At 65.8% G+C, this 10,987-nt stretch carries 12 protein-coding genes; 10 read left to right on the forward strand and 2 right to left on the reverse strand.

Features of this window, described 5'->3' with window-relative positions; translation table 11 throughout:
* Nucleotides 1-100: 100 nt before the first annotated feature.
* From AC4PTO_RS17320 to AC4PTO_RS17365, 10 genes are all read left to right on the forward strand, one after another.
* Nucleotides 101-583: a flagellar basal body-associated FliL family protein gene (locus tag AC4PTO_RS17320; protein ID WP_492730641.1), complete on the forward strand. Its 483-nt coding sequence runs from the start codon at nt 101-103 to the stop codon at nt 581-583.
* A 10-nt stretch (nt 584-593) separates the two neighbouring features.
* Nucleotides 594-953 (forward strand): hypothetical protein, encoded by a 360-nt coding sequence (locus AC4PTO_RS17325; protein ID WP_492730643.1) that lies wholly within the window; start codon nt 594-596, stop codon nt 951-953.
* Nucleotides 950-1,546 carry a MotE family protein gene (locus AC4PTO_RS17330; protein ID WP_492730645.1) on the forward strand — a complete coding sequence of 199 codons (597 nt, stop codon included), beginning with the start codon at nt 950-952 and terminating at the stop codon, nt 1,544-1,546. Before AC4PTO_RS17325 ends, AC4PTO_RS17330 begins: the two co-directional genes overlap by 4 nt.
* 54 nt (nt 1,547-1,600) lie before the next feature.
* Complete coding sequence (gene motA / locus AC4PTO_RS17335) at nt 1,601-2,470, forward strand: flagellar motor stator protein MotA (protein WP_492730647.1); 870 nt, start codon at nt 1,601-1,603, stop codon at nt 2,468-2,470.
* Nucleotides 2,467-4,611, forward strand: coding sequence for a hypothetical protein (locus AC4PTO_RS17340; protein ID WP_492730648.1), 2,145 nt, complete (start codon nt 2,467-2,469; stop codon nt 4,609-4,611). Before motA ends, AC4PTO_RS17340 begins: the two co-directional genes overlap by 4 nt.
* A gap of 71 nt (nt 4,612-4,682) precedes the next feature.
* Entirely contained in the window at nt 4,683-5,447 is a 765-nt protein-coding gene (locus tag AC4PTO_RS17345) for a lytic transglycosylase domain-containing protein (protein ID WP_492730650.1), read from the forward strand.
* A gap of 15 nt (nt 5,448-5,462) precedes the next feature.
* A complete protein-coding gene (gene flhA / locus AC4PTO_RS17350) occupies nt 5,463-7,535 on the forward strand; it encodes a flagellar biosynthesis protein FlhA (protein ID WP_492733683.1) in 2,073 nt (690 codons plus the stop codon).
* Entirely contained in the window at nt 7,532-8,302 is a 771-nt protein-coding gene (locus tag AC4PTO_RS17355; protein ID WP_492730652.1) for a flagellar biosynthetic protein FliR, read from the forward strand. The genes flhA and AC4PTO_RS17355 overlap by 4 nt, the downstream gene beginning before the upstream one ends.
* A complete protein-coding gene (flhB, locus tag AC4PTO_RS17360) occupies nt 8,299-9,387 on the forward strand; it encodes a flagellar type III secretion system protein FlhB (protein WP_492730654.1) in 1,089 nt (362 codons plus the stop codon). Before AC4PTO_RS17355 ends, flhB begins: the two co-directional genes overlap by 4 nt.
* Entirely contained in the window at nt 9,387-9,731 is a 345-nt protein-coding gene (locus AC4PTO_RS17365; RefSeq protein WP_492730656.1) for a hypothetical protein, read from the forward strand. The genes flhB and AC4PTO_RS17365 overlap by 1 nt, the downstream gene beginning before the upstream one ends.
* Nucleotides 9,732-9,758: 27 nt before the next feature.
* Here AC4PTO_RS17365 and AC4PTO_RS17370 read toward each other — a convergent pair whose 3' ends face one another.
* Nucleotides 9,759-10,241, reverse strand: coding sequence for a flagellar basal body-associated FliL family protein (locus AC4PTO_RS17370; protein WP_492730658.1), 483 nt, complete (start codon nt 10,239-10,241; stop codon nt 9,759-9,761).
* An 8-nt stretch (nt 10,242-10,249) separates the two neighbouring features.
* Entirely contained in the window at nt 10,250-10,975 is a 726-nt protein-coding gene (gene flgH, locus AC4PTO_RS17375) for a flagellar basal body L-ring protein FlgH (RefSeq protein ID WP_492730660.1), read from the reverse strand.
* Nucleotides 10,976-10,987 lie beyond the last annotated feature (12 nt).

A 10,987-nucleotide genomic window follows, 5' to 3' on the forward strand; every position in this document is an offset into this window, starting at 1 on the left:
CTTCTGCCCCCTCGCCACGAGGCAGATTCCCCGATTGCGCTTAACAATCGGTTAGTGGGTGAAGGGCTATAGACACCCAAAGCGAAAACACGGTGCCGAGATGGACGACACACAGGAAAGCAGCCCGGAGGTTGCTGAAAAGAAATCGAAAATTCCGCTTCTGATCGGATTCGTGCTGATGCTTGCCTGCGGGGCGGGTGGCTATCTGGCGGTCATGGCCGGAGTGATTCCCGGCCTGTCCGGCGGCACCTCGCACGAGGTTCACGACACATCCGACACGCTGCCCGACATCGCCTTTGTCGCACTTGATCCGCTGATCGTGTCGCTGCCCGGTGCGGTTCAGCGCCACCTGCGTTTTTCCGCGCAGCTCGAGGTTGCCTCGGCCCATGCCAAGGAGGTCGAGCTGCTTCGCCCGCGGGTGATGGATGTGCTGAACGGTTATCTTCGCGCGGTCGATATCGCCGAGCTGGAAGAGCCGACGGCGCTGTTCCGGCTGCGGGCCCAGATGTTGCGCCGCGTGCAGATGGTCACCGGCGAGGGCCGCGTGCGCGACCTGCTGGTGATCGAGTTTGTCCTGAACTGAAGAGGAAGCCATGGAGTTCATCGCAGATATCCTGCTTGCCGCCGGTGCGCTGGGTGCGGCCGCCTATTGCCTTGTGCTGGCGCGGCGCCTGCGTCAGTTCAATCAGCTTGAAAACGGCATGGGCGGTGCAATCGCCGTGCTGTCGGCGCAGGTCGACGACATGACCAAGGCCCTTCAGCAGGCCCAAGCAACGGCCGCGGCCTCGGCGCGCCAGCTCGATGCGCTGACCGCGCGTGCCGAAAGCGGGGCGCAGAAGCTCGAACTTTTGCTGGCATCGCTGCATGATCTGCCGCCGGGCGATGCCGAGGGGCGCCGCCCGCGGGTTCTGCGCCGGCGTGCAAGGTCTGACATGGCGGAGTATGCGGAATGACCCGGCGGCACGGACCCAAAAAGGCGGTGGCAGGGCATCGGCGTCGGGCGGGGCGGGGCGCGCTTCTGATTCTGGCAACGCTGCTTGGCGTGTCGGGGTTCCTGCGGCTGGTCGAGGCGACGGGCGGCGCATTCGCGCTTGCCTCGGACGCGACAGTGCCCCCCGAAACCGTCAAACCGGCCACGCCCGATGCGATCGCGCTTCTTGAAGCCGTGAAGGAGCGTGAACGCAAGGTGTCCGAGCGTGAAGCGCGGCTGGACGCGCGGATCGAGGCGTTGAAAAGCACCGAGGAACGCGTGGAACGGCAGCTTGCCGCGCTGAGCGCCGCCGAAGAGGACCTTGCGCGCACCGTGGCGATCGCGGATGGCGCGGCCGAGCAGGACGTGGCCCGGCTTGTCGCCTTTTACGAGGCGATGAAGCCGAAGGATGCGGCCCGGCTGTTCAATGAAATGGCGCCGGAATTCGCGGTCGGGTTCCTGGCGCGCATGCGGCCCGATGCGGCAGCCGCGGTCCTCGCGGGGCTTGATCCCAAGGCGGCCTATTCCATCAGCGTGCTGATGGCGGGACGAAATGCCAATGCACCCAGGCAGTAACCTTTTCCGACGCCCGCCGGTGGAGGGCAGGCCAGCAGACCGGAGGCAATCCACATGATCGGTATCGTCGGTATCGTCGTCATCTTCGTGATGGTTTTCGGCGGCTACATTGCTGCCGGTGGAAAGATGGGGATCATCCTCAAGTCGCTTCCCTTCGAGATGATCATGATCTGCGGCGCGGCGGCGGGATCGTTCCTGCTGTCCAACGATATGGCCTCGGTCAAGCACACGATGCGGGACGTGGGCAAGGTGTTCAAGGGGCCGAAGTGGAAGCCCGCGGATTACCGTGACCTGCTGTGCCTTCTGGTCGAGCTTATCCGGCTGGCCCGGCAGAACCCCGTGGCGATCGAGGAGCATATCGAGGCGCCGGACGACTCGTCGATCTTCGGCCGTTATCCCAGGATCGCCGCGGATCACGAGGCGGTCGACATGATCTGTGACACGATGCGGTCCGCCTCCATGAATTACGACGATCCCCACCAGGTCGAGGAGGTTCTCGAGAAGCAGCTCGAGGCGCAGTATCACCACGCGCTGCATTCCAGTCATGCGATGCAATCCGTTGCGGATGCGATGCCTGCGCTTGGCATCGTTGCCGCGGTCCTTGGGGTGATCAAGACCATGGGCTCCATCGACCAACCGCCCGAGATCCTTGGAAAGATGATCGGCGGCGCGCTGGTGGGCACCTTCCTGGGGGTGTTCCTGGCCTATGGCTTCATCGCGCCTTTCGCGGCGCGCATGAAAACGGTGATCGATGAGGACAGCCATTTCTACAAGCTGATCCGCGAGGTTCTGGTGGCCAACCTTTACCAGCACGCAACCAATATCTGCATCGAGGTGGGGCGCCAGAATACCCCGCATCACAACAGGCCCAGCTTCGTCGATCTGGAAGAGGCGCTGAAACTGCTCAAGGCCGAAGCCGCATGATCCGCCTGCTGGTTGCCCTTTTCCTTCTTGCCGCGCCGGTTTCGGCCGAAACCGTCCGTGTCCGCTCGGGCGAGCATGAAACATTCTCGCGGCTGGTCTTCGATCTGCCGAACGGCACGGAGTGGAGCATCGAAACCGCCGCAGACAGCCTCCGCCTGACAGTGGGTGACCCGAGCCTGCGGTTCGATTCCGGCAGGGTGTTCGAGCTGATCCCGAGAACCCGCATCCGGGCGATACGGCAGGACGGCGCGGGCGGCGATGTCGTCATTTCACTGGCGGGCGATGTGCATGCAAAAAGCTTCGCAACCGAAAGCGGCTCGGTCGTGATCGACGTGATTTCCGGCGCCTTGCCAGCGAAGGCCGATGTTCGGGGGGATGGGCCTGCGGTCCTGCCGCCCGTCTTTCCCGCCACGCCGACGGCCGTGCCGGACCTGCAGGCGCATTTGCCCGTATACTGGAAGCGCCGGCTGGAGGCGCCCGACCCGGCGCATCCCGCACCGGCAAAGCCCCGGCCCTTGCCCGCATCCTCCCGTCTGGCCGATGTCCAGCAGGCCGAGCAGGAGTTGCTGCACCAGATCAGCCGGGCGGCCGCGCAGGGCCTTATCCGTCTCGATACACGGCAGATCGGGCTGCCACCCGGCCCGGAGGCGCCGGCCCGGCAGGATGGTGCCCCGCCCGCGCCGGATGCGGCGTCGGATCATCTCGCCATTCAGTCGCGCACGGTGATCGATCGTGACAACGCGGTGGCGGGCGCGGCCCCCGAACTTTCTGCCGATGGCGTGCGGTGCCATTCGGATGCGGAACTCGACATTGCCGGATGGCTGGGTGACGCGCCTGTTGCCGCGCAGATCGGTGCCGCCCGTTCGTCCCTGACGCAAGAGTTCGACCGCCCCGACGATGCCGCGGTTGCAGATCTGGCAAGGCTTTACATCGCCCTGGGCTTCGGGGCCGAGGCGCGGGCTCTTCTGACCTCCATGTCGGTCGATCCGGGGGCAGACAGGGTCTTGCCGGACCTGGCGGAGCTGGTGGAAGGCAGGCCGGTCGGGGCAGGGTCGCGCTTTCACTCCATGGCGGGATGCGACAGCGCGGCGGCGCTCTGGGCTGTGCTGGCGGCCAGGGAGGGTGCACTTTCGGCAGAGGGGATCAACCAACCCGCCGTGACCCGCGCTTTCTCGGCGCTGCCGCCGCATCTGCGGGCCTGGCTGGGGCCCGATCTGACCCGTCGCCTGATCGACGCGGGCGCCACCCGAAGCGCAGAGGATATCCGCGCGGCGATCGCGCGGTTGCCGGATACCGACCCCGCCTCGTTGCGCCTTGTGGAGGCGCAGATCGACCTTGCGCGGGATGACACGGGTGCCGCGGCACGGACCTTGCGCGAACTTTCGACAGGGGAAGGGGAAGAAACGCCGCAGGCGCTTCTTCTTTACGTTGCCGCACAGATCGACCGGGGCGAAAGGGTTGATCCCGAAGCGATCGAGACGCTGGATGCACTGGCCTTCGAACATGCCGCGACCCCGCTTGGTGCCCGGCTGCGCAAGGCCCATGTCCTGGCACTGGCGGGCGCCGAGCGGTTCGACGAGGCGTTCGAGGCCTTGTCCCGCTGGCCGCAGGGCCAGCATGAGGCGCTGCGGCTGGAAACCCGTGAGGGGCTTTTCCAGAACCTTCTGGCACTTGCCGACACGGCCCGGTTCCTGCCCTGGGCTTTTGCGGAAACCGGCCAGCCGGGCCTGAGTGCCGCCACACGGCTTGCTCTGGCGGAACGTCTGGCGGATGAGGGATTCCCCGATGCCGCAAGGGCGCAGCTGGAGGGCGATCCGGGCCAGACAGAGGACGGGCGGTTGTTGCATGCGCGCATGGCGCTGAAGGATGGCAATGCGCCCGCGGCCATCGCCGATCTTGTCGGGCTTGACAATGAGGCGGCGAATGCCCTGCGGGCCGCGGCCTTGCAGCGGATCACCGAGGATGCCCGGCCGCAGAAGCAAGATGATGGGGTTTTACCCGCCGCGCCGCCACCGGACAGGCCTGCCGCAGGGGGTGCGGACCTGGCCACGGCCCGAGACCTGCTTGAACGAAGCGCGGCCGAGCGCGAGGCCATGCAGGCGCTTTTGCAAGAAACCGCAGATCTTCGGGAATCACCTTAGACGCTTACGCTTTCTAAACGCTCCGTCACTAGCGTGGGTCTGGCAAGAATTGCTGGAGGTGGGTGAAACCCATGAAACGCTTTCGTTGGGCCGTCATGCGGCATGTGCTCCTGATGGCCGTGGGGCTTTTTGCGGCCCGTGCCGAGGCCAGCCAGTCCGAGGCAGAGATCTGCTCGCGCGTCGCGGCGACGGTCGCACAGCAGTCGGGCGTGCCGGTTTCGGTTCTCAGGGCGATCACGCTGACGGAAACTGGCCGCAAGCTTGGCGGCGCGTTTCAGCCCTGGCCCTGGACGGTGAACATGGAGGGCAAGGGCCACTGGTTCGACACGCAGGACCAGGCCCGCGCGTTCGTCTTCAAAGAGTTCAAGCGCGGCGCCCGAAGCTTCGATGTGGGCTGCTTCCAGATCAATTACAAATGGCATGGGGAGGCCTTCGCCTCGATCGACGAGATGTTCGATCCGCTGGCAAATGCCCAATATGCGGCCAGGTTCCTCAGGGATCTGCACACCGAAACCGGATCCTGGAGCAAGGCGGCCGGCGCCTACCATTCGCGCACGCCGGAATTCGCCAACCGCTATGCCGCGCGTTTCGACCGCATTCGCGCCACGCTCGCCCCGGAGGAAGGTCCGGATGGCGGCGCGCCCTTGCCCGATCGGGAGATCCCCGAAATCCCCGATATCGTCCTGGCCGCGAATGGCCCCGCACCGCAGGACAGGGCAGAGCGGGTGAACCGCTATCCCCTTCTGATCCGCAAGACGGCGGCGCCGGCCTCGCTTGGGGGGGCGCCGGGGGCAAGCCTCTTTGCCGCCGCGGTCGCAAGAATGGGGCAGGAATAGCCCGTGCGCATCACCATGCTGAAGATCTTCCAGCCCACTATCCTGCTGTCGCTTGCGCTTATGGCGGTGATCGTGATGATGATCCTGCCGGTGCCGGCATGGGTGCTGGACCTGGGGGTCGCACTGTCCTTCGGACTGGCGATCCTGATCTTCACCATCACGCTTTTCATCGAGCGGCCGCTGGATTTTTCGGCCTTTCCCACGGTGCTTCTGGCCTCGCTCATGCTGCGGCTGTCGCTGAACGTGTCCTCGACGAAACTGATCATCGGGCAGGGCCATACCGGAACCGGGGCCGCCGGCGGCGTGATCGAGGGGTTCGCCAATTTCATCATGGGCGGCTCGGTCCTGATCGGGCTTGTGGTGTTCTGCGTCATCCTGATCGTGAATTTCATCGTCATCACGAAAGGCGCCGGCCGCATGGCCGAGGTCGGCGCGCGCTTCGCGCTGGATGCGATGCCGGGAAAGCAGCTGGCCATCGACAGCGACATGAATGCCGGCGCGATCGACCATGCCGAGGCCCGCGCGCGGCGCGAGAAGGAGCAGGCCGAGACGACCTTCTTCGGCTCGCTCGACGGGGCGTCGAAATTCGTCAAGGGCGACGCTGTCGCGGGGCTTCTGATCACCATGCTCAATATCGTGATGGGGTTGATCATCGGCACGCTGGTGCATGGCATGCCGATGGACCGCGCGCTGGAAACCTATGCGATCCTGACGGTGGGCGACGGGCTGGTCAGTCAGATCCCGGCGGTGATCATCTCGATTGCCTCGGCGATCCTGCTGTCACGCGGGGGCGCGCAAGGCGCCGCGGATCTGGAGCTGTTCCGGCAGCTCGGGCGCTATCCCGCGGCCCTTGCCACCGTCGCGGTGCTGATGGCGCTTTTTGCGATCGTGCCCGGCTTGCCGTTCCTGCCGTTCATCGGCAGCGCCCTTGTGCTTGGGGGGATCGCTTTCGGCGGTTACCGGGCGGCCGGGAAACGGCGGCGGCGCGACGCGATGCGCATGCCCGCCCCGTCCGAGCCTGCCCCGCGCAAGTCGTTGGGGGACATCCTCGATGTCGATGAGATCCATGTCGAATTCGCGCCCGACCTTGTTTCCATGGCGCTTGATCCCGCGACCGGCCTCGATGCGCGCATTGCCAACATGCGCAATCATGTTGCGGCCGGTTACGGCGTGATCCTGCCCGAAATCCGCCTGACCGACGATCACACGCTTGGCCCCGGCTGGTATCGCATCCGCATCCAGGGGGTCGAGCAGGCGAAGGACCGGCTGTTCCCGGATCATGTCCTTGCCCTCGTGTCCGATAATTCCGGCAGCGTGCCCGAAGGGCAGGATGTCCGTGAGCCGGTCTACGGCGCCCCCGCGCGCTGGATCCTGTCCGACCGGCAGGAAGAGGCCGCGCTGTCGGGCTCGACCGTCGTCAGCCCGACAGAGGTTCTGGCGACCCACCTGCTTGAGGTGATCCGCAACAATTTCGCGCGGCTGATGACCTTGCGCGCGCTGCGCCGCCTTCTGGATGAGGCTGCAAACCTGTCGGATGCGGCGCGGGGCGAAAGCAACCGCCGCATCCTGGACGATCTTGTTCCCGACAAGGTCAGTCCGGATCTGCTTCTTGCGGTCTTGCGCCTGCTTCTTGAAGAGAGGGTGTCGATCCGCAACCTGCTGCTGATCGTCGAGGCGATCGCCGAGGCCCGGGGCATGCCCTCGCCCGAGGCGATCTGCGAACATGTCCGCCAGAGGCTGGGCTTTCAGCTTGTCGCGGATCTGCGCCGCGATGACGGCACCATCCCGCTGCTTCAGCTTGCGCCCGAATGGGAAGAGGCGTTCAGCACCTATCAGATCGGCGGGGACCGCGGGCAGGGTGACATTGCCCTGCCGCCGGACAAGTTCAACCGGCTGGCGGGCAATGTCGCCGAGAAGGTTGCCTGCGCCGGGGAAGAGGGTGTCTTTCCCGCACTGGTGACCTCGACGTTCCGGCGCCGTTTCCTGCGCACCGTGCTGGCCGCGAAGGGCATAAGCGCCCCGGTTCTCAGCTTTGAGGAAATCGGGACCAACGCGCGCCCCGCCATGGTCGGCGTGGTTCCCGCATGACCGCGACGCTTGCCGAACTGGCCCCGGCCCTGCAAGAGATGCTGTTCCTGGGCTTCGTCGTCTTCCTGCGGGTCGGGGGTGCGATGGCGCTGATGCCCGCTTTCGGAGAGGTGTCGGTTCCGATGCGGGTGCGCCTCGGCCTTGCCCTGGCCTTCACCGCTGCCGTGATGCCCGCCGTTGCCGAAAGCGTCGGGGCCGGGCGTGGCGTGCCGCCCCGCGCGATGCTGACCGAGCCCCTGCTGGGCCTTGCGATCGGCGCGATGCTGCGCTTCTTCGTGCTTGCATTGCAGACCGCCGGCACGATCGCGGCGCAGGCAACATCGCTTTCGCAGCTTTTCGGCGGCTCCGGCGGCGAGCCGCAGCCCGCCATCGGGCATATCCTCGTGGCGGCGGGCCTTGCCTTGGCCGTCATGTCGGGCCTGCCGGTCAAGATCGCGCTGCTGCTGATCGCCTCTTACGATGTGTTGCCGCCGGGGCAGGCACTAGAGGTCGGCCGGATTCTCGCCTGGGGGCTTTCGGGCGTTTCGGCCAGCTTCTCTCTGGCGCTGAGCATCGCCGCGCCATTCGTCATTGCGGGGCTGATCTACAACGTGGCGCTTGGCGCGATCAACCGGGCGATGCCGCAGCTGATGGTCGCCTTCGTCGGCGCCCCGGCGCTGACCCTTGGCGGGCTTGCCTTGCTGAGCATCGCCCTGCCCGCCGGGCTGGCATTCTGGCATGCCACGCTTGACGGATTCCTTGCCGCGCCTTTCGGGGGGCCGGGATGAGCGAGGATCAGGCGGCCGAGAAGGAACACGAGCCGACACAGGGCAAGCTTGACGAGGCGCGGCGCAAGGGCGACATCCCGAAATCGACCGATCTGACGACCGCGGCCGCCTATCTTGGCTTTGCCGTGATGGCCCTTGCCCTTGGCGGCGAGGGGCTTGTCCGCCTTGGTACCGCGCTGTCGGCTTTCCTGGATCGTCCGGATGCTTTTGCGGGTGTCCTTTCAGGCCACGGGGGACGGACGGTTCTTCGGGGGCCGATCCTGCAAGGCCTTGCGCTGCTTGCGCCCTGGTTTGCCCTTCCCATGATTGCCGCATTGCTGGCGCTTGTCGCACAGCGCGCCCTTGTCTTCTCGGGCGACAAGCTGGCCTTCAAGGCAAGCCGCATTGATCCGCTTGCGAATGCGGGCCAGAAATTCGGGCGCACCGGGCTTTTCGAATTTGCCAAGAGTTTCGTGAAACTCGTCCTGATTTCGGTGCTGCTGGCGGTCTTCCTGTCGGGTAAACTGCCGCGGATATTGCAGGCGCAGCGGCTTGAGCCCGCCCTGATCGCGGCCGAGATCGCGCGCATGGTGGCCGAGTTCGTCGTGCTTGTAACGGTTGTCACGCTGGTGATCGGTGGGGTGGACTATGTCTGGCAACGCGCCGAGCATCTGCGCCGCAACCGCATGAGCCGGCAGGAACTGCTTGACGAGATGAAGCAGTCCGAGGGCGACCCCCACATGAAGGCGCAGCGACGGCAGCGCGGTGTCGATATCGCCATGAACCGCATGCTGTCGGATGTGCAGGGAGCCGATGTGATCATCGTCAACCCGACGCATTATGCCGTTGCGCTGAAATGGGATCGGGGAAGCGGGCGCGCCCCGGTCTGCGTGGCCAAGGGCGTGGACGAGGTTGCGGCGACCATCCGCAGGATCGGGATGGAGCATGGCGTGCCGATCCGGTCCGACCCGCCCACCGCGCGCGCCCTTCACGCCACGCTGGAGATCGGCGACGAGATCCGGCCCGAGCATTACAAACCGATTGCGGCCGCGATCCGCTTTGCGGAAGCGATGCGCAAACGCGCGCGTGGCAAGTGGGGGCCGTGATGAAGAAATCAGACCTCGAGACGCTTGCGAAGATCACCGGGATGCAGTCGGACCTGGCCCTGGCGCAGCTTGCCGCAATCTCGGACGAGATGGCGAAGACGCGGGACAGGCAGGCCGCCAATCGCCGCGCGGTCTTGCAGGCCTGGCAAGCGACCAGGGCCGATCCGGCGCTCGGATCCGGTGCGGTGCGTTTCAGCCAATGGGCCGGGCAGGAAGCCGCGGCCTTGCAACGCCAGGCCGACGAACAGGGCCGCCTGCTTGAAACGAGAAAGGCCGAGGCCATTCGTGCCTTCGGCCGCAAGATGGCGCTGGACAGTCTGCGCGCCGCCCTGTCGCGCGGCTGACAGGATGGCCGCGGATCGCGTCCCGGCTCAGGGCGAATCCTGGCGGACGATATCCGCGATCAGGATGTCGGACACCTCGGGCCCAAGCGCCTTGTGCGCGGATTCGAGCAAGGCCCGGCGGAGCGCTTCGAGGTTGCCCGATTGCGTGAAGGCCCCGCGGAACCCTCCGGCATTGGCGTGGTTGAAAAGGACGCTCAGGAAACCGTCGCGCAGTTTCGGCTCCATCTCGTAGACCCGCTCACGATTGCCCTGCGCAATCTCGAGGCTCAGCGACAGGATCACAAGCGCCGAGACCTGCCCATCCTCTATCGTCGGTATGACGAACTGATTGTTAAGCTTGACATATTCGCGCCCGGTATCGGATTCGGCATGGGAGGGCGCGGCATCGTGCGGTTCGGCCTCGGCCATCTCTGCCTCGGGCGGCGGCGGAGGTTCGGCAAAAAACTTGCCCGCTCCGACGCCGGCCAGCAGGCCGATCAATGCCATGACGATCGGAAGCAACTTACGCATGGGCACCCTCAGAACGGCAACAGAACGTCTGCGACCTGCTGGCCGATGCGGGGTTGCTGCACATCCGTGATCTGCCCGCGGCCGCCATAGGCGATCCGCGCGCCGGCGATCTTGTCATAGGTCACCTCGTTCTGGCGGCTGACATCTTCGGGGCGGACGAAGCCGGTCACCACAAGCTCGCGCACCTCGAAATTCACGCGCACCTCCTGGCTGCCCTGAATGCGCAGAACGCCATTGGGCAGGCGATCGAGGATCGTGGCGGCCACGCGCAGGGTCAGCTTTTCCTTGCGCGCAACCGAGCCGTTTCCCTTGTAGGAGGATTGCGAATTCGTCTCATAGGCGTCTGCCATGCTGGCCCCGTCGGGCAGGCGCTGATCCAGGCGCTGCGGAATCCCGAGCATGGCCGGAATGCCCATGGAATCCGAGCCGCTCCGGCTGCGCCCCGTGCTGTTGGAGATTTCGGCCTTGTCGTCGATTTCGATCACGACGGTCAGGATGTCGCCACGAGCCGCCGCGCGGCGATCCCCCAGAAGCGAGCCGCGCCCGCCCGACCAGAGCGACGCCTCGGTCGCGCCGCTTGTCGCTTGGGCGTTTTGCGGCATCGGGGCGCTGGTCATCGCAAAGAACTCGTTCCCGGTTTCCACCGGGGTGAAATCCGGGGCCTTGCCCACCTCTTCCAGGCGCTGGCAGGCGCTGAACGCAAGGGTGCAGGCGGCGATCAAGAGAATACGCATTCGAAATCTTCC

The organism is Rhodobacter maritimus (assembly GCF_058747975.1).

What these genes read in the sequence shown, in the direction of transcription:
- AC4PTO_RS17370 (WP_492730658.1), bottom strand. Translation starts at nt 10,241, where the DNA reads ATGCGTAAGTTGCTTCCGATCGTCATGGCATTGATCGGCCTGCTGGCC.
- AC4PTO_RS17340 (WP_492730648.1), top strand. Translation starts at nt 2,467, where the DNA reads ATGATCCGCCTGCTGGTTGCCCTTTTCCTTCTTGCCGCGCCGGTTTCG.
- AC4PTO_RS17325 (WP_492730643.1), top strand. Translation starts at nt 594, where the DNA reads ATGGAGTTCATCGCAGATATCCTGCTTGCCGCCGGTGCGCTGGGTGCG.
- flhB (WP_492730654.1), top strand. Translation starts at nt 8,299, where the DNA reads ATGAGCGAGGATCAGGCGGCCGAGAAGGAACACGAGCCGACACAGGGC.
- flhA (WP_492733683.1), top strand. Translation starts at nt 5,463, where the DNA reads ATGCTGAAGATCTTCCAGCCCACTATCCTGCTGTCGCTTGCGCTTATG.
- motA (WP_492730647.1), top strand. Translation starts at nt 1,601, where the DNA reads ATGATCGGTATCGTCGGTATCGTCGTCATCTTCGTGATGGTTTTCGGC.
- flgH (WP_492730660.1), bottom strand. Translation starts at nt 10,975, where the DNA reads ATGCGTATTCTCTTGATCGCCGCCTGCACCCTTGCGTTCAGCGCCTGC.
- AC4PTO_RS17330 (WP_492730645.1), top strand. Translation starts at nt 950, where the DNA reads ATGACCCGGCGGCACGGACCCAAAAAGGCGGTGGCAGGGCATCGGCGT.
- AC4PTO_RS17320 (WP_492730641.1), top strand. Translation starts at nt 101, where the DNA reads ATGGACGACACACAGGAAAGCAGCCCGGAGGTTGCTGAAAAGAAATCG.
- AC4PTO_RS17345 (WP_492730650.1), top strand. Translation starts at nt 4,683, where the DNA reads ATGAAACGCTTTCGTTGGGCCGTCATGCGGCATGTGCTCCTGATGGCC.
- AC4PTO_RS17355 (WP_492730652.1), top strand. Translation starts at nt 7,532, where the DNA reads ATGACCGCGACGCTTGCCGAACTGGCCCCGGCCCTGCAAGAGATGCTG.
- AC4PTO_RS17365 (WP_492730656.1), top strand. Translation starts at nt 9,387, where the DNA reads ATGAAGAAATCAGACCTCGAGACGCTTGCGAAGATCACCGGGATGCAG.